Below are 16,795 nucleotides of genomic sequence, written 5' to 3' on the forward strand. Positions count from 1 at the left end.
GGGCGGGGCCTCCCCGCCGTCGGCAGGTGGGGGGAGGAGCCGGTGGCACTCGCGTTGTGCCACAACGTGCTGCCGCACGAGCGGCGTGCCCTGGACGTCCCGCTGGTGCGGGCGGTGCTGCGCAGGGTATCCGGGGTCCTGGTACACACGCCGGCCGAGGCCGAGCGTGCCCGCGGCCTCACCGCCCGGCCGGTGTGGGTGGCGCCGATGGCGCCGCATCTGGGCACGGCCGGCGCCCCGCAACCCACCGCTTCGTCGCCCGCCGTTTCGCAGTCCGGCATCTCGCAACCCGGCACTGCGGAATCCGATACCGCGCAGTCCGACACCACGGAACTCCGTACCGCGGAACTCGGCACCGCGGAGGCCGAGGCCAAGCGGCGCGGTGACGGCGTCCCAGCGCGGGGACTGCTGTTCTTCGGGCTGGTCCGGCCGTACAAGGGGCTGGACGTCCTGTTGCGGGCGCTCGCCGCCGGCCCGCCCGACGTGCGCCTGACCGTCGCCGGGGAGTTCTGGGGCGGGGTGGACGACACCCGGCGGCTGGTCGACGAGCTCGGTCTGGCCGGGCGGGTGGAACTGCGTCCCGGCTATGTGCCGGCCGCCGAGGTGCCGGCCCTGTTCGCGGCAGCCGACGCGTTGGTCCTGCCGTACCGGTCGGCGACGGCGACCCAGAACGTCGATCTGGCCCACCGCCACGGCCTGCCGGTGGTGGCGACCTCTGTCGGCATGCTGGGGCAGGCCGTGCGGGACGGGGTGGACGGCCTGCTGGCAGCCCCGGACGACCCGGGGTCGCTGGCCGCCGCGCTGCGCCGACTGTACGAGCCGGGCGTGCTCGACACCCTGCGCGCCGGGGTCGTCCCGCCGGACGCGGACGCGGCATGGGAGCGCTACCTGACGGTGCTCCACAACGCGCTCGGCCGTCGCTGACGTGTTGTGTCCCTGGATGTTCCAGGGTGTTTCTGCCTGCCGGAACAATGCTCGCCGTCGCCATGCGCCGAATTTCCCAGCCGACGGACCACCTGTTGGGTGAACGCCGATGACAGGCGTCCGTGATCGTCGACCTGTGGTTTCTGGTTGTGCGTCGTCGGGTTTTTGTTTGCCGGCGGCGTCGGATGGTGTTCCGGGCTGTCGAAGGGATGTGCTGGTAACAAATTTCGCGCAACGTCGGCCCGTGTGATGCCCCGGGGGTAGTGGCGTAACGGCGGATGGTGTGGCATGGTGGGCGCCGTGAGCGCGACGCGGTGACGTGTCCGCCCGCTCGACGACGCCGGGCCCACGCCATTCCTTCGGTCTCCATCTCATTCTTTCCCTGTTGTTCATCCAGTTTTCCACCGTTCTTTATTGCTGCTGCGCGCCCGTTCGGGTGTGTAGGTCGCCCATTTTTTCCCCGGGCTGAACCGTCCCGGTTTTGGTGGAGACTCTCCCCCATGAAAGGTTCAGAGGTGTCATGATCTTTTGAACGTCTCGGCGGCGTAACTAGTCAGGTCTTTTGATCGTTGTGTGTTGTGCTATGTGAGTCGACTGATCGGGACGGTTTGTTTATAGATGCACCGGGTGGTGCTGACGGGAAGGTCTGTCGTTCCTGGGCTCCTGGGAGGCGGGGCCGCTCCCCTGGTACGGCGTGGAGCGTCGCGTGGGCGGAGAAGCAGGAAGGGTGGCTTGGTTGAGGGAAAGAGAAACGTCGTGTGGGTGGGTGATCCTGTGGATTCGGCTCGCCGCCGGCGCGTTGCTGCTGTTCCTTGCCGGCTGTGGTTGGGCGGGGCGAGGTGAGCAGCGTGCTCGGGAAGCCGCGCCGACCGCTTCGTCTCTTCCTCCGGATCCGGCGCTGACCGCTTCGCCGGTTCCCTCGGATCCGGTGCCGTCCGCTGGGACCGGATCCCCGTCGGTGCAGCCCACGCCGCTTCCGGCAACACAATCGATCATGGCGACGCCGTCCAGTAGGCCGTCGTCCTCGTCGAGGATACGAACGAGTCCCGCGGGGCGCACCCAGGCTGCCGCGCGTCCGACCGGCAGTTCCCGGGTGATCGGCCCCGTACCGCTACCTATACATACCAGGGCGGAGTACAACACGGCTCCTAACGTGATCGGAATGACGCTGGACAATGCCGTCTACACCTTCCGTTCACGCGATTTCCTGGATATCAGCTACACCGGGGTCTGTGCCGGCTCCCCAAACGTGCGGCATGTTCTCGGCCAGCGCCCGGAGGCTGGTGCCTATGTCTCGACCCGCACCAGCGTGACGTTGTTGATCCAGGCCGAGTGGTGCACGTCGACTCCGTCCCCGACCGTGTCGCCGACTCCGTCCCCGGCCGGGTGAATGCGGGCTGGTCGAGCACGCGCAGCCAGGAGCCGTCGGCCTGCCTGCGCGCGGGGGTGGGCGTCGGCGTCGTCCCTGGGCGGGGCGGACCGGAAGGCCGTTCGGGACGGCGGCGGGAGTTCTCCAGCGGTACGGGCGGCATCACGGCCCGTACCGGCGAGATCCCGCGTGCGGGGCGGAGTGGAGCAGTGAGCTCGGCGGATCACCTCCAGCTCTATTATCTGATCAGATAAAAGAGCTGGTAGCGTGTGGCCTGTGAAACTCGATCAGGACACTCGTGAGGTCGTGGCGCTCCTCGACGCCGCCCTGGCTGACAGTGGTCTGACCCAGGTCGAGTTCGCGGCCGCGCTGGGAACGTCGGCGTCCAGGTTCTCCACCTACCGCTCGGGCGGGACGAAGCCGGCCGCTGTGTTCTGCTTCCGGGCGCGGCGCATCGCCCGCGCGCTGGCGGTCGCGCGCGCCTCACGGCTGATGTCCGCGCCGGCGACCGCCAAGGCTGTTCGCGCCGCCGACGACGAGGAGTGGGCGTGGCGGATGCTCCTTCAGGGCCGTGATCATCTACGCCTGCTGTTGGAGCGGCGCGACGGATCGGCTGCCGCCTGGGAGGCCGTCCCGGCGACCACGGGCAGCGCGGGCTTCGATGCCCTGCTGGCCGTCTTGGCGCGGCGGGAGTTCGAGCAGGCCGGAGTTGAACCGCCGACGTGGTGCGAGCCCACGCGTCTGCCTCAGCCCTGGGTTCCCGAGCATCCCTTCCTCGACCGAGAGGAAATCATCACCCGGACTCCGGACTACCTGAAGAAACTCAACATCTTCGTCCCTGCCCGTGACCTGGTCACGGCGTGAACGACCGGCACGAGTTTTCCGCTACGGAGATCATTTCGCTCCTGGCCAGGCTCGACGAGCGGCTACGGGCACGCGGCGTCTCAGCCTCCGTGTTCATCGTCGGCGGTGCGGCCATCGCGGCGACCTCCCACCGGGATCTGCGGCGCACGGAGGACATCGACGCGATCACCCGCGACCAGGCCGTCCTGGACGAGGCCCGGGCGATCGCCCGCGAGGACGGTCTGCCGGAGAACTGGCTCAACACCCGCGCGGCCATGTGGATGCCGCCACTGCCGCCGGCTGCCATCGCGCACGTCCCTACCCCAGGACTCCACGTGAGGTACGCGTCCGACGAGTTCTCCTTCTTGCCACGAAGCTGATCGCTCAGCGCCGCAGGGACGCCGACGATATCCGCGAGCTCGCCGCGCGCACCGACGCGACCGACGCGACCGACGCGACCGACGCGACCGCCGACGATCTCGAAGCACTGATCTATCTCTCGTCCCAGTCGCCGGCGCCGCCGAGCTGGTCGATCCGTTCGGCCGACAGGCAGGTCAGGGCGGCGGCGGAAACGGGTAAGTGAGCCGTCGAGGACTTTCATCGATTGTGGGCAGGTGGCGGCTGTGGCCGGGGTGTCCGGCGCCGGGGTCTGGAGATCACCCGATGGGGTTCTTGTATGTGCTGGCGTGTGTAGGCATGCTGAGGTCGCGGCAGACTTGATGGATCCGGACGGACCCGGAAGGACGGGGAGGGAAGTGACGCAGCCACAGCCCGGCGGTTGGCCGGACGAGCACGAGCTGCCACGGCTCCTCGCCGACGCCGAGGAGATCGACGCCGACCCCGGGACCGAACGGGCGATCGACGAGGCGCTTGACGACTACACGGCCGGCCGGTTCATCCGCTGCCACGGCGAGGACGAGTTCGACGCGCTCCTCGCGTCACTGGCCGCGCACCCGCATCCTCGGGCCGGCTGACCGCGTCCGCGTATCCGGATGCGCGAGTCGACATCGAACTGACGTTCGCATCCCCTATCGTGTGCGCATGCCGACCTTCGACGTCGTCGCGAGGTTCCTCGCGGAGTACTCGCGGCTGAGTCCCGCGGAGCGGGCCGCGTTCGACCGGGCGCGTCGGCTGTTCGTCCAGGCCCTGCGGGAGGGCCGTAAGGATCCCCGGCTGCGCGCAAAGCCCTTCAGGAAGAAGCCGGGTGTCTGGGAGCTGACATGGGCGCCCGACGGCCGGGCGCTGTGGATGTACGGCGACCCGGTCCCCGGCAGGCGCGGCCCGCACATCATCTGGCTCCGTATCGGTACCCACGACATCTTCGACCGATAGGCGCAGCCCTTCTGTGAATCGTCCGTCCGTCCGAGTCCGCGTCCTCGTCGAGGATCGAGAACCTCACCTCTGGCGCGAAGGCCATCACCCTCGCCGAGCTGGGCAGCACCGACAAGCGCAACGCCACCGCGACCGTCGGGAATGTCGCCGCGATGAAAGCCGCTCTGGACCTGGCCGACCGCCTTGACCAGAACGCGATCCGTGCCATGCACGCGGCTCTCCTGTCCAGGCATGCCCCGAGGATCGCCGGCCGCTGGCGCGAGGAGCAGGCATGGATCGGTGGGGATTCCTACGGCCCGCACGACGCCGCCTTCGTTCCGCCGCACCACCGCCACATCCCCGCGCTGATGGACGACCTGGTGCGGTTCATCGGCAGGACCGATCTGCCGTCGCTGAGTCAGGCCGCGATCGCGCACGCTCAGTTCGAGACGATCCACCCGTTCCCCGACGGGAACGGACGTACCGGCCGGGCGTTGATACACGCGATGCTGCGCGGTCACGGGCTGGCCCGTAACGTCACCGTCCCGGTCTCCGCCGGGCTGCTCACCGAGACCGGGGCCTATTTCGACGCCCTGACCGCCTATCGCGAGGGAGATCTGTCGGCAATCGTGGAACGGATGGCGCACGCCTCCGTCGCGGCCGTCACGAACGGGTGTCAGCTTGCCGCCGAGCTGCGCGGTCTTCGTGCGAGCTGGGAGGAGACGCTTCGGGTCCGGCGGGACTCCGGCGCCCGGCGGCTTGCCGACGTGCTTCTGCGGCAGCCGGTCGTCGACGCGGGCACGGTGGCCGCCGAGCTCGGCGTCACGCCGCAGAACGCGCGGCGTGCCATCGCGCCGCTCGTCGAAGCGGGCATTCTCACCGAGTTCACCGGATTCACCCGCAACAGAATGTGGCAGGCCACCGCCGTACTCGCCGCCTTCGACGCGTTCGCGGCGCGCGCCGGCCGACGGGGAGACATATGATCAACAACACGATCGTGGAAGCGGATGACAGATCGAAGGAAATCATGGACACGGTTCAGAGCGGCCAGGCGTTCACGGCTATTCGTGACGGCCATCGGATCGGTGAACTGATCCCGATGCGGCGACGCACGCAGTTCGTCCCGCGCAGCGAGTTCGCGGTGATGTCCCGCGCTGCTCCCGGTATCTCTCTGGCCGCCTTTCGTGCCGATCAGGACGCTGCATTCGATCGGGAATCGGACGATCCATACGTTCGAGAGTGCGCTGGCCAAGACCTCTGCGAGCGAAAGCCCCGCGATCGGTGAAGCCCACCGGTCTGACAGATCCGCCGAGCTTGACAGATCCGTCGGGGGTGGTGGGCCGGGGGCAGCCAGAGCGGGGCAGACTGTTGCTCATGACGTTGGTGGCGGTGGGGCGCGGGTACGGATGGTCGCGAAAGGCGCGGCGGTGAAGGGGCCAGCGGTGAAAGGCACGGCGGTGGGCCTGCTGCGGGATCAGGCGCTGGCGTATGCCGGGCATCAGGTGCACGTCATGCGCCGTCGGGAGGCCGGCACGCTGCTGGCCTGGGCGGGTGAGCTGGCCGGGCGGACCGTCCTGGACGTCGCCGGTGGTGACGGGTACTGGGCCGGGCAGGCGGTGCGCCGCGGGGCACGGGCGGTCTGTCTCGACCTCGCCCGCGGCAAGCTGGAGTTCGGCCGCCGGCTGCGTGGGCGTCCCTCGCTCGTCGAGGGGGACGCGCTGGCGCTGCCGTTCGCCGACGCCTCCTTCGACGTGGTGCTGTCGGTCTGCGCGATCGAGCACTTCGACGACGGGCCGGCCGCGCTCACCGAGATGACGCGGGTGCTCAGGCCGGGCGGGGACCTTGTCATGTCCGCGGACGCCCTCACCCGCGCCGACGAGTGGCCGCGGCTGTTCGCCCAGCACCGGCAGCGTTACCACGTCCAACAGACCTACACCGGCGACCAGTTGGCGAAGCTGCTCGACGAGCGTGGCCTGACGGTGGTGCGCCAGACCTACATGTTCCGCTCGCGGCGGGCCGAGCGGCTGTACCTGACGCTGTCGGCGAAGGGCGGTCGGGCCGGCTGGAACGCGGCGGCCCCGCTGTCACCGATCGTCACCCTGTCCGACCGGCGCACCCCGGACGGCCACGGCAGCGTGGTGCTGGTCCACGCCCGCAAACGGTAACCGCGCCCGGTTCGCTGCGGACGCCGGCCACGACAGGCACCGGCTGTGACCGACACTAGCTGTGACCGGCGCCGCCACCACACCACCGGCAGTTACCGGGCCGGCTTCTCCCGAGGAAGATGGTTCGTCGTGCGGGTTGGATTCCTCCTCGACCAGATGCTGGCGCCGGTGCCCGGGGGGACGGGGCGGTACTCGGCGGAGCTCGCCGCCGCCCTCGTGCGGACGGCGCGGTCGGGCGAGAGCGTCGTCGGCTGGTGCGCCTGGCGCCCGGAGGCCGCCACCGCCGTCGCGGCCGTGCCGGGCGTCCTCGGCCCCCTCCGGCTGCCACTGCCCCGCCAGGGGCTGGCCGCCGCCTGGCAGCGTGGCCACGGACCGGCGCCGACGGGGGTGGACGTCGTCCACGCCCCCACCCTGCTCGTCCCGTCCCGGCGGCCGGGGGTGCCGCTGGTCGTCACCGTCCACGACGCCGTGCCGTGGACCCATCCGCACACCCTCACCCCGCACGGCGCCCGCTGGCACCGGCGGATGGGCGTCCGGGTGGCCCGCCACGCCGACGCCGTGATCGTCCCCACCAGGGCCGTCGCGGCCGACCTGCGGGCCTGTCTGCCGATCCCGGCCGACCGGATGCACGTCGTCGGGGAGGGGGTGAGCGAGGCGGTCGGGCAGGTCCCGGCGGACGCCGCCGCCCGCGCCGAACGTCTCGACCTGCCCGCCGGCGGCTATCTGCTCACCCTCGCCACCCTGGAGCCGCGCAAGGGCCTGGACACGGCGCTCGCCGCGCTGCGCGACCCGGCCGCGCCCGACCTGCCGCTGGTGCACGTCGGCCCGCCGGGCTGGGGCGGGCTGGACCTGCGGGTCGAGGCCACCCGTGTCGGCCTCGACCCGGCCCGGCTGCGGCTGCTCGGCCGGCTGGACGACGCCGACCTCGCGGTCGTGCTGGCGCGGGCCACCGCGCTGCTCGCGCCGAGCCGGTCGGAGGGTTTCGGGCTGCCGGTCGTCGAGGCGATGGCCCATGGCGTCCCCGTGATCGCCTCTGACATTCCCGCGTTCGTCGAGGTCGGTGGGCCCGCGATAGTGACCGTCGCGGTCGGCGACGCCACCGCGCTGGCCCGCGCCGCCGCGTCCGTCGTTAGCGACGCAGAGTTACATCGTCGGCTGAGTGTGGACGGGCGAGCGAGAGCGGCGGCATTTACCTGGAACGGGGCAGCGGAATCGCTCTGGTCCCTTTACCGTCGACTTAGCGGCTCTCGGGAGTTCTCGACGGGGTGACTCTCGGGATCCGGTGCGGGCGTAGGCTTGCCTGCGGACCGAGGTCGATGTGATCGGCAGCGCCGGACGGGTCGGGAGCGATCCGTCGGGGGGCAGCTTCACGCGGCGTCGGTGGTCTCAAGAACCTAGCGGTGAGTAACATGCCGCCAGTCGGAAGGAGCGCCGTGTCTCCCCGGGTGCTCGTCGACGCCACTGCGGTTCCAGCCGACCGTGGTGGCGTCGGTCGTTATGTCGACGGGCTGGTGGCGGCCTTGGATGCGGCTGGCGCCGACCTCGCACTGGTCTGCCAGCGATCGGACTACGAGCGGTACGGCCGGATGGCCCCGCACGCCAACGTGGTGGCGGGGCCGGCGGCGATCGCTCACCGGCCCGCCCGCCTGGCCTGGGAACAGACCGGGCTGCCGCTGGTCGCCTACCAGGTCGGCGCACAGGTCATCCATTCGCCGCACTACACCATGCCGTTGCGCACCTCCCAGCCGGTGTGCGTGACCATCCACGATGTCACGTTCTTCACAGAGCCGGAGATGCACACCGCCGTGAAGGGAACGTTCTTCCGGTCGGCGATGCGCACCGCCGTGCGCAAGGCAAACAGGATCATCGTTCCGTCCAAGGCCACCCGGGACGAGCTCATCCGGGTCCTCGACGGCGACTCGACCACGACCGACGTCGCCTACCACGGGGTGGAGACCGCGACCTTCCACCCGCCCACCGAGGAGGACAAGCGCCGGGTACGGCTGCGGCTCGGCCTCGGCGACAGCCGTTACGTCGCCTTCCTCGGGATGCTCGAGCCCCGCAAGAACGTGCCGAACCTGATCCGCGGCTGGGCCGAGGCCGTGCACGACCGGGTGGACCCCCCCGCGCTGGTGCTCGCCGGCGGCTCGGGCTGGGACGACGACGTGGACGCCGCGGTCGCCTCGGTGCCGTCCTATCTGAAGGTGGTCCGCCCCGGCTACCTGCGCTTCTCCGACCTGCCCGGGTATCTGGGCGGAGCGTCGCTGGTCGCCTACCCGTCCCACGGGGAGGGTTTCGGGCTGCCGGTGCTGGAGGCGATGGCCTGCGGCGCGCCGGTGCTGACGACACCCCGACTGTCCCTGCCAGAGGTCGGGGGTGACGCCGTCGCCTACACCCAGCCCGACGTCGACTCGATCGCCCGGGAGATGGGCGCGCTGCTCGACGACGCGCCGCGGCGTGAGTCGCTGGCGCAGGCCGGTCTCGCCCGGGCCCGGGAGTTCACCTGGGCGGCGAGCGCCGAGGCGCACCTGGCGAGCTACGCACGGGCCGCTGTGTCCTGACCCCGACAGTCGGCCTCGGCTCCGCCGATGGCATCCTGACCCGGGTGCGGCAATCGCGTACGCATCCGGTGAGCAGGGACGAAGAGGGCGGTCAGTGAGCGCACAGAACGAGGCAGCACCGACGCAGCCGCAGCCGCAGCCGGCGTCACCGTCACCGGACGGCGGGCCGGAGGGCGCTGTTCCCGGGGACGCGCGGCCGCACCTGCGGGTGGTGGTCGTGGCGTTCCACTCCGGGCAGGTGCTCGGCCCCTTCCTGGACTCCCTGGCCAAGGCCACGTCGCTGCCCTACGAGGTCGTCGTGGTGGACAACTCGCCGGCGCTGGACGAGGGCACCGCCACCGCCGCCGAACGCGACGAGGTCCGCCTGCTGCGCACCGGGCGCAACCTCGGCTACGGGACGGCGGTCAACCGTGGCGCGGCCGGCAGTACCGCCCCGTGGCTGATGGTGGCCAACCCCGACATCACGTTCACGCCGGGGTCGCTCGACGAGCTGCTGGCGGCGTCCGAACGCTGGCCGGGCGCTGGCGCCTTCGGCCCGGCGATCACCAACCCGGGGGGCGTGCTCTACCCGTCGGCCCGCGAGCTTCCCTCCCTGTGGCGGGGGATCGGCCACGCCCTGTTCGGCTGGTGCTGGCCGACGAACCCGTGGACGACGGCCTACCGCCGCGAGCGCGGCGCGCTGGTCGAGACGACCGCCGGCTGGCTGTCCGGGGCGTGCCAGGTGCTGCGGCGCCAGGCGTTCGAGACGGTCGACGGGTTCGACGAGACGTACTTCATGTTCATGGAAGACGTGGACCTCGGCCGCCGGCTCGGCCTGCTCGGCTGGCAGCGGGTCTACGTGCCGACCGCGGTCGTGGAGCATCTCGGCGGCCACTCGACGAGGCGCTCCTCCCGCCGCATGGTCGTCGCCCACCACCGCAGCATGTTCCGCTACCTGTCCCGGCAGTACCCGGACGCGCGCCATCTGCCGCTGCGGATCCTGCTCGGGCTGGGGCTCGGCCTGCGCCTGCTGCTGGCCGTGGCGTTCGCCGACAACAGCGCCGGCGCCCGCGCGACCCGCTCCGCCGACGCCCTCCCGCCCCGCGGCACCGACCCGTCCCATGATGCGGACCCGCTCCGGACCGCTGACCCTGCCCACGCGCGGTCCTGGTCCGAACCCGCGCCCGAACCAGGGCCGGTCACCGCGTCGAGATGAGTTCTAGGAGAAGTCCAGCAGGTCGGAGAGGGAAAACGAGATCGGGAACGGGTCTTCGAGCTTGACGGTGTCGTCTCCGCTGAACACCAGGGGGGCTCCGTAACGCCCCTGGTCGGTGGCGACGCGGAGCACCTGGATGCGGGGTTCGGGGTCGAAGTCGACGATCCAGTAATGGGGGATACCGGCGAGCGCGTATTCGGTGACCTTGCGTGCCCGGTCCTCGCGTTCGCTGCCGGAGCCGCGGGAGACGACTTCGACCGCCAGGAGCACGTCCGCCCCGTGGTAGAGCGAGCGGCCGAGCCTGCGGGCGCTGCTGGCGGCGGCTGCGTCGATCACGGCAACGTCAGGCTTGCGCGCGCCCGCGGGCGTGGTGATGTCCATGGGCGCCTGGATGTAGACCCGAGCGTTCGCGTCATCGGCGGCGCGTTCCAGGATCCGGCTCAGCCGCCTGGCGAGAAAGTCGTGACGTGTACTGGGCGCCAACTCGATCAACCAGCCGTCGACGAGCTCGAAGGACCGGCCAGCATCGGGCAGCCCGTGCAGGTCCTCGACGGTGTAGGGCCCGTAGCCATAGTCGTAGGCGACACTCACTGGCTCCTGTCCTCTCCTGGGGCGGTAGCCATCGCAACCATGAGGTTAGTCCTTCAATCCGCGTGGGCTCTCGCCGACTACGATCATGACATGTGGTGGTCGGGGGGCTCAGCGGCCTGGGACGAGCTCGTTCAGGCGGCTGGCCACGACGGAGATCATGGCGCTGGTGAGGCGGGGAGCCGCCGCGGCCTCCTCGACGATGGCGCGTACCCGGTCCGCCCGGGCGCCGGTGGTGATCCGCTCGATGGCCGCGTCCGGGTCGAACTCGGGAGCCGACATGGCGGCCTCGGTCAGTGCCGAGCGGGCCCGGGCGACATCCGCCCGCAGCGCCGCGGCGGCCATGTGTTCCCAGCGTGACTGGCCGGGCGGCTGCGCGCCACGGCCGATCAGGTGCGCCAGGCCCAGCTTGCCGAGCCCCAGCCTCGTCCCGATGGCGGTGTGGACGTGCAGCACGTCACTCGGCTCAAGATCGTTACGTAGTGCGACGTCGACGACGTCCAGCGCCGGGCTCATCGCGTCCAGCCAGGCGACGCGCTCGGCCAGCGGGGCAGGCAGGCCGCGTTCGTAGAGCTGTTCGGCGAACCGCAGGACGGCGGTCAGCTCCTGGTCGCTGCCCACAGTGGCGAGCACGGTGGGCAGCGCCGCGGCGACCTCGGCCACCCCCTCGGCGTAACGGGTGGTCTCGGCCGTGATGTCCAGCAGTGACCGGCGGGAGCGCAGCAGCCACAGCGCGGCCTCCTCCTGGACGAAGTGGCAGTGCAGCAGGGCCTCGGCGGACGGATCGCTGGAACCCACGGCCGGGCGTGAACGGCTGCCCTCGGCGGAGCCGTCACCGGGGCTTCCGCCAGAGCCGCCACTGATGCCGCCGCTGGGGCCGCCGCCACTGAGATCTCCGCCGAGGCAGTGCGTGTCGAGCGCCTCCCAGATGTCGGTGAGGCCGAGCAGGCTGCCGGTGATGGCGAACGCTCGCGCCCCCTGGACCGTGTCCGCGCCGGTCAGTTCCCGCAGGCGGTGCAGGAATCCGGCGCCGACCCGGTCGATGATCGAGTTGGTGAGCTGGGACGCGACGATCTCCCGTCGCAGCGGGTGGCGGTCGAAGTGCGCGTGCAGCACCGGCCGCAGGGACACCGGCAGGTAGGCGTCCAGGACGGGTACGAACGCCGGGTCGTCGGGCAGGGGCGAGTCCAGCAGCGCGTGGGCCACCGTCCGTTTGGCGTAGGCGTGCAGGATGGCGATCTCCGGCCGGGTGTACGTGCGTCCCGCGGCGACCCGGGCGGTCAGCTCCTCGGCGTCCGGCAGGGTCTCGACGTCCAGGTCGATCTCGCCGGTGTCGACCAGGTGCTCGACGAACCTCGACAGCCCGTCCGCCGAGGTCACGACGTGGCGTTCCGCCGCGCTCAGCGCCAGGGCCTGGCGGGCACAGTCGGTCAGGACCGCCCGCACGACGTCGCCGGTGGCGGCCGCCAGCAGCCGCTCGCGTTCGGCCCGGTCGATCGCACCCGCCCCGATCGCCAGCTCAAGACCGATCTTGATGTTGACCTCGCGGTCGGAGCAGTCGACGCCGCCAGAGTTGTCCACGAAGTCGGTGTTGCACCGTCCGCCGCGCAGGGCGAACTCGACCCGGGCGGCGTCGGTGAGGCCGAGGTTGCCGCCCTCGGCCACGACCCGGCAGCGCAGCTGCCGGGCGTCGACCCGCATCCCGTCGCGGGCCTTGTCCCCGACCGAGGCGTGCTCCTGCCCGCTGGCCTTCACCCAGGTGCCCACGCCACCGTTCCACAGCAGGTCGACCGGTGCGCGCAGGATCGCCCGGACCAGGGCGTCGGCGGGCAGCGTGTCGTCGCCGACACCGAGCAGCTCCCGGACCGGCTCGGTCAGTTCGATCCGCTTGGACGACAGCGGGAAAACGCCCCCGCCGGCCGACAGCAGGCCGCGGTCGTAGTCGTCCCAGCTGCTCGACGGCAGCGACGCCAGCCGGCGGCGCTCCTCGAACGACCGGGCCGGGTCGGGGTCGGGGTCGAGGAAGATGTGCCGGTGGTCGAAGGCGGCCACCAGCCGCAGATGGCGGGAGAGCAGCATCCCGTTGCCGAAGACGTCGCCGGACATGTCACCGATGCCGACGACGGTCAGGGGCTCGCGGTCGGCGTCGACGCCGAGCTCGGCGAAGTGCCGACGCACCGACTCCCACACGCCGCGGGCGGTGATGCCCAGCGCCTTGTGGTCGTATCCGCTGCGGCCGCCGGAGGCGAACGCGTCGCCGAGCCAGTAGCCGTTCGCCGCCGCCACCTGGTTGGCCAGGTCGGAGAAGCGGGCCGTGCCCTTGTCGGCGGCGACGACCAGATAGGTGTCGGACCCGTAGTGGCAGACCATCCCCGCCCGGCCGTGCGTCTCGCCGTCGGCCCGGTTGTCGACGAGGGCCAGCAGCGCCTCCATGAACCGCGTGTAGCAGGACTCGGCCAGCCGGGCGAGCCGCCCCGGGTCTGCCGGCGGGCGGCGCAGCACGAACCCGCCCTTGGCCCCGTCCGGCACGATGACGGCGTTCTTGACCCGCTGGGCCTTCATCAGACCGAGGATCTCGGTCCGCAGGTCCTCCTGACGGTCGGACCAGCGGATACCGCCGCGGGCCAGCAGGGCGCCGCGCAGGTGCACCGCGTCGAACCGGGGGGAGCTGACGAAGGTCTCGGCCTCCGGCAGCGGCCGGGGCAGCCACGGCAGCCCGGCCGGGGCGAGCTTGAAGGCCAGCGCATCCCCGGCGCCGCCGCCGATCTCGTACCCGTGGCCGTACCCGGCGTGGACCGCTGACCCGGCTGACCCGGCCGGCCCGGCCGGCTCGCTCTGTTCGGAGGGCGCGTGGCCGGCTCCCGCCGGCCGGTCGGGCAGCGTCCGCTGGAGCTGGATCCGCTCCGGCGCCGAGTCGGGCGTCGGGTAGAACGTCGTCCGGACGATCGCGAGGACGACGTCGCGCAGCCTGCGCAGCACGGTGTCGTCGTTGATGCCCGTCACCCACCCGAGCGCGTCCTCCAGCGCGGCGTGCAGCCGTTCGGCGTTGTCCGGATTCGCCCGCAACGGATCCATCCGGGCGTGGAAGAGGGCCACCAGATCGTGCGCGTAGGACGGGTGGGCGATCAGGACGCGGTGGGCGTAGCGCCCACCCAGCGACGTCCCGGCCAGGCGCAGGTAACGGAACAGCGTCCGCAGCAGCCGCACCTCACGGGCGGTGAGCCCGGCGGTGAGCACCAGCGAGTCCAGGCTGTCGCTGTCGACGTCCCCGAGCGCGAGACCGCTGAGGATGTCGCGCAGCCCGTCCATCTGCTTCAGCGCCGCCTCCGCCAGCTCCGGGGAGACGATCATGTGGTACTCATCCAGGGTGGCCATGCCCCCGTCCGGGCCCGGACGGCTCGGCAGGCAGCGGTGGGTCCGCGCGCGCAGGCCCAGGTTGGCCAGCACCGGTATCACGTCGGCGATCGGCGGTTCGTGCGCCTGCCAGGCGAGCCACACCGCCAGCGTGGCGGTCCCGTCGTCGGTGCGGGCGGCGGCGAAGCCCGGCTCCCAGCCCTGGGCCAGCCCGGCCAGAGCGGTCTCGGCACCCGACAGGGTGCCGTCGTGCAGGAGCCGACAGCTGCGATCAGACGGGCGTACCACCCTTTCAGCATCGCCAGAAGTGCCGGGCAGCGCACTCCGGCACACCGCGCGGCCGGCTGGCCGGCTCTCACAGCTGGGTGTCCGCGACGCGACGTCACCGAAATACGCGAACATCGTGCACCAGACGGTGTCGCCTCTGCGAAACTGACCCGCCATGGACGCTGTGATGCTGGTCGGGGGGCAGGGCAGCCGGCTGCGCCCGTTGACGATGTCGGCACCGAAACCGATGCTTCCGGTCGCCGGGGTGCCGGTGACCGCCCACATGCTCGCCCGCGCCCGGGACGCGGGGATCACCCGGGTCGTTCTCGCGACCTCGTACCGGGCCGAGGTGTTCGAGGAGTATTTCGGGGACGGCTCCGCCCACGGGCTGGAGTTGGAGTACGTCACCGAGGCCGAGCCGCTCGGGACCGGCGGCGGGATCCGCAACGTCGCGTCGAGACTGCGCGGCGGCCCGGACGACCCGGTGGTCGTCTTCAACGGCGACATCCTCTCCGGGCTGGACATCGCCGCGCTGGTGCGGCGCCACTGCCAGGCCGACGCGGCCGTCACCCTGCACCTGACCGAGGTCGACGACCCGCGGGCGTTCGGTGTCGTCTCCACCGACGCGGACGGCCGGGTCACCCAGTTCCTGGAGAAGACACCCGACCCGCCGACCAACCGGATCAACGCGGGCTGCTACGTGTTCCGCCGGTCGGTGATCGACAGCATTCCGGTGGGGCGTCCGGTCTCGGTCGAGCGGGAGACCTTCCCCGGTCTGCTGGACGCCGGTTTCCTGGTGGTCGGCTACATCGACAGCACCTACTGGCTGGACCTGGGCACACCCGACGCGTTCGTCCGGGGCTCCCGGGATCTGGTGACCGGACGGATCGCCTCCTCGGCGCTGCCAGGGCCGGTGGGTGACTGGCTGGTGCTGCCAGGCGCCTCCGTCGCCGTCGACGCCAAGATCGGCGGGGGCGCGGTGGTGGGCGCCGGCGCGGTGGTGGGTGCCGGCGCCACCGTCGACGGCGCGGTGCTCTTCGACGGCGCGGTGATCGGTGAGGGCGCGACCGTGCGCACCTCGGTGGTGGGCGCCGGCGCGGTCGTCGGGAACAGGGTGTCGCTGGACGGGGTGGTCATCGGTGACCGCGCACGGATCGGGGCCGGCAACGAACTGCGGGCCGGCGCCCGCGTCTTCCCCGACGCGGTGCTGACCGCGGGCGCGATCCGTTTCAGCTCCGACCGCGTCTGACCGACTGCGTCTGACCGGCCGGGGCGGGCCGGCTGGCGGCGTCCACCCGGCCCTTCCCGTTCGTCTCCTGGCCGGGGCGCGCGCCCCGCGGCCTGCCCGAAGCCCTCAGCGCCGAAGCGCTCAGCGCGGCACTGTGGAATCGGGCGCGGCGGACGTCCCCGGCGCGGGAGTCGTCCCGCCCGGCGTGGCCTGCGCCTGCGCCTGCGCGGTCAGCGCGGCCACCGTGCCCGCGATCGTCGGGCTGAGGTTGAGGCTCCCGCCGGAGGCACCCGACTCGGCGGCGGTGGGGGAGTCCCAGGCCGCGCCGGCGGGGTCCGGGTTGGCATAGGCGGACACGAACTCCTTGATGGCGCTCTCGGAGACGGTCGCGCAACGCTGGGTGCGGTCCCAGGCGGTAAGGACGAAGTGCTTGTCCTCGGGGAAGTCGCCGCGTTCCCAGGGCACCGCGATGAACCGCTCACCGGCGTTCTCAGCAGCCGCACGCAGCGCCGTGACCTGGTCGTCGGGGAGTTTCGGGTCGTACCAGCCGATGACGAAGCCGTGTTCGAGATTGTGCACGGCACGTTCGATCCGCAGTTTCGGGATGCGCTCGTAGAAGCGGTAGGCGTCCGGCAGCGGGTCGGCGTCATGGTTACCGGACGACGGCGGGGCCACGTCGTAGTTGACGGTCTCGTTCGCCGCGATATGGGTGTTGCCGCGTGACGCGTCGTTGACGACCCCGGTGCACCCGGCCGCCGCCGCGGCGTCGCTCGCCGCCGCGACATAGCCGACCTTGCGGGTTTCGTTCTTCGACTGGTTGTCGGATACGGCATAGATGATGATGCCGGCGAGGACAGCGAGCAGGACGACACCGGCGGAACCGTAGAGCAGCCAGGAACGGCGCCGCTCCTGGCGCCGTTGTTCGCGCCGGAGCGCCTCCAGCCGTGCGTTGCGTTCCGCGTTCTTTTTGCCCACGGCGCCCCATCCTAC

Annotated in this window: 16 protein-coding genes; 13 read left to right on the forward strand and 3 right to left on the reverse strand. The window is 71.5% G+C overall.

What is annotated here, in order from left to right:
- The 12 genes from CM1CMNOD_RS04830 to CM1CMNOD_RS04885 all read left to right on the forward strand — a co-directional run.
- The coding region (locus CM1CMNOD_RS04830) for a glycosyltransferase family 4 protein (protein ID WP_131773857.1) at positions 1-924 on the forward strand (924 nt) is incomplete at its 5' end.
- Positions 925-1,918: 994 nt separating this feature from the next.
- On the forward strand, positions 1,919-2,314 hold the full coding sequence (locus CM1CMNOD_RS23520) for a PASTA domain-containing protein (RefSeq protein ID WP_278045201.1): 396 nt from the start codon (positions 1,919-1,921) through the stop codon (positions 2,312-2,314).
- A 255-nt stretch (positions 2,315-2,569) separates the two neighbouring features.
- Positions 2,570-3,157 carry an XRE family transcriptional regulator gene (locus tag CM1CMNOD_RS04840; protein ID WP_237702997.1) on the forward strand — a complete coding sequence of 196 codons (588 nt, stop codon included), beginning with the start codon at positions 2,570-2,572 and terminating at the stop codon, positions 3,155-3,157.
- Entirely contained in the window at positions 3,154-3,516 is a 363-nt protein-coding gene (locus tag CM1CMNOD_RS04845; RefSeq protein WP_013872544.1) for a hypothetical protein, read from the forward strand. The genes CM1CMNOD_RS04840 and CM1CMNOD_RS04845 overlap by 4 nt, the downstream gene beginning before the upstream one ends.
- A 375-nt stretch (positions 3,517-3,891) precedes the next feature.
- Positions 3,892-4,110, forward strand: a complete 219-nt coding sequence (locus CM1CMNOD_RS04850; RefSeq protein ID WP_013872545.1) for a hypothetical protein — start codon at positions 3,892-3,894, stop codon at positions 4,108-4,110.
- Between the two features lie 67 nt (positions 4,111-4,177).
- Complete coding sequence (locus tag CM1CMNOD_RS04855) at positions 4,178-4,468, forward strand: hypothetical protein (protein WP_013872546.1); 291 nt, start codon at positions 4,178-4,180, stop codon at positions 4,466-4,468.
- Positions 4,469-4,620: 152 nt separating this feature from the next.
- Positions 4,621-5,430 carry a Fic family protein gene (locus tag CM1CMNOD_RS04860; protein ID WP_237702998.1) on the forward strand — a complete coding sequence of 270 codons (810 nt, stop codon included), beginning with the start codon at positions 4,621-4,623 and terminating at the stop codon, positions 5,428-5,430.
- A complete protein-coding gene (locus tag CM1CMNOD_RS04865) occupies positions 5,427-5,732 on the forward strand; it encodes a hypothetical protein (protein WP_013872547.1) in 306 nt (101 codons plus the stop codon). The genes CM1CMNOD_RS04860 and CM1CMNOD_RS04865 overlap by 4 nt, the downstream gene beginning before the upstream one ends.
- Positions 5,733-5,853: 121 nt before the next feature.
- Complete coding sequence (locus CM1CMNOD_RS04870; RefSeq protein WP_013872548.1) at positions 5,854-6,612, forward strand: class I SAM-dependent methyltransferase; 759 nt, start codon at positions 5,854-5,856, stop codon at positions 6,610-6,612.
- A 129-nt stretch (positions 6,613-6,741) separates the two neighbouring features.
- On the forward strand, positions 6,742-7,881 hold the full coding sequence (locus CM1CMNOD_RS04875; RefSeq protein ID WP_043603015.1) for a glycosyltransferase family 4 protein: 1,140 nt from the start codon (positions 6,742-6,744) through the stop codon (positions 7,879-7,881).
- Positions 7,882-8,021: 140 nt separating this feature from the next.
- A complete protein-coding gene (locus CM1CMNOD_RS04880) occupies positions 8,022-9,173 on the forward strand; it encodes a glycosyltransferase (RefSeq protein ID WP_050803334.1) in 1,152 nt (383 codons plus the stop codon).
- A 202-nt stretch (positions 9,174-9,375) separates the two neighbouring features.
- Complete coding sequence (locus CM1CMNOD_RS04885) at positions 9,376-10,368, forward strand: glycosyltransferase family 2 protein (RefSeq protein WP_237703092.1); 993 nt, start codon at positions 9,376-9,378, stop codon at positions 10,366-10,368.
- Positions 10,369-10,371: 3 nt separating this feature from the next.
- Here the strand turns inward: CM1CMNOD_RS04885 and CM1CMNOD_RS04890 are convergent, their stop codons facing one another.
- Both CM1CMNOD_RS04890 and CM1CMNOD_RS04895 read right to left on the reverse strand, forming a co-directional pair.
- Positions 10,372-10,959 (reverse strand): Uma2 family endonuclease, encoded by a 588-nt coding sequence (locus CM1CMNOD_RS04890; RefSeq protein ID WP_013872552.1) that lies wholly within the window; start codon positions 10,957-10,959, stop codon positions 10,372-10,374.
- A 108-nt stretch (positions 10,960-11,067) separates the two neighbouring features.
- Positions 11,068-14,598, reverse strand: a complete 3,531-nt coding sequence (locus tag CM1CMNOD_RS04895; protein ID WP_013872553.1) for an NAD-glutamate dehydrogenase domain-containing protein — start codon at positions 14,596-14,598, stop codon at positions 11,068-11,070.
- 154 nt (positions 14,599-14,752) lie between these two features.
- Here CM1CMNOD_RS04895 and CM1CMNOD_RS04900 point away from each other — a divergent pair, with 154 nt between their 5' ends.
- Entirely contained in the window at positions 14,753-15,826 is a 1,074-nt protein-coding gene (locus CM1CMNOD_RS04900) for a sugar phosphate nucleotidyltransferase (protein ID WP_043603018.1), read from the forward strand.
- A gap of 120 nt (positions 15,827-15,946) precedes the next feature.
- Here CM1CMNOD_RS04900 and CM1CMNOD_RS04905 read toward each other — a convergent pair whose 3' ends face one another.
- Positions 15,947-16,780 carry a DUF3105 domain-containing protein gene (locus tag CM1CMNOD_RS04905; RefSeq protein WP_013872555.1) on the reverse strand — a complete coding sequence of 278 codons (834 nt, stop codon included), beginning with the start codon at positions 16,778-16,780 and terminating at the stop codon, positions 15,947-15,949.
- Positions 16,781-16,795 lie beyond the last annotated feature (15 nt).

It is taken from the genome of Protofrankia symbiont of Coriaria myrtifolia (assembly GCF_900634755.1).
In the GTDB taxonomy this organism is placed as follows: domain Bacteria; phylum Actinomycetota; class Actinomycetes; order Frankiales; family Frankiaceae; genus Protofrankia; species Protofrankia coriariae.

Coding starts and splice junctions, on each gene's coding strand:
- CM1CMNOD_RS23520 (WP_278045201.1), top strand. CDS start 1,919: ATGGCGACGCCGTCCAGTAGGCCGTCGTCCTCGTCGAGGATACGAACG.
- CM1CMNOD_RS04855 (WP_013872546.1), top strand. CDS start 4,178: ATGCCGACCTTCGACGTCGTCGCGAGGTTCCTCGCGGAGTACTCGCGG.
- CM1CMNOD_RS04860 (WP_237702998.1), top strand. CDS start 4,621: ATGAAAGCCGCTCTGGACCTGGCCGACCGCCTTGACCAGAACGCGATC.
- CM1CMNOD_RS04865 (WP_013872547.1), top strand. CDS start 5,427: ATGATCAACAACACGATCGTGGAAGCGGATGACAGATCGAAGGAAATC.
- CM1CMNOD_RS04870 (WP_013872548.1), top strand. CDS start 5,854: ATGGTCGCGAAAGGCGCGGCGGTGAAGGGGCCAGCGGTGAAAGGCACG.
- CM1CMNOD_RS04880 (WP_050803334.1), top strand. CDS start 8,022: ATGCCGCCAGTCGGAAGGAGCGCCGTGTCTCCCCGGGTGCTCGTCGAC.
- CM1CMNOD_RS04900 (WP_043603018.1), top strand. CDS start 14,753: ATGGACGCTGTGATGCTGGTCGGGGGGCAGGGCAGCCGGCTGCGCCCG.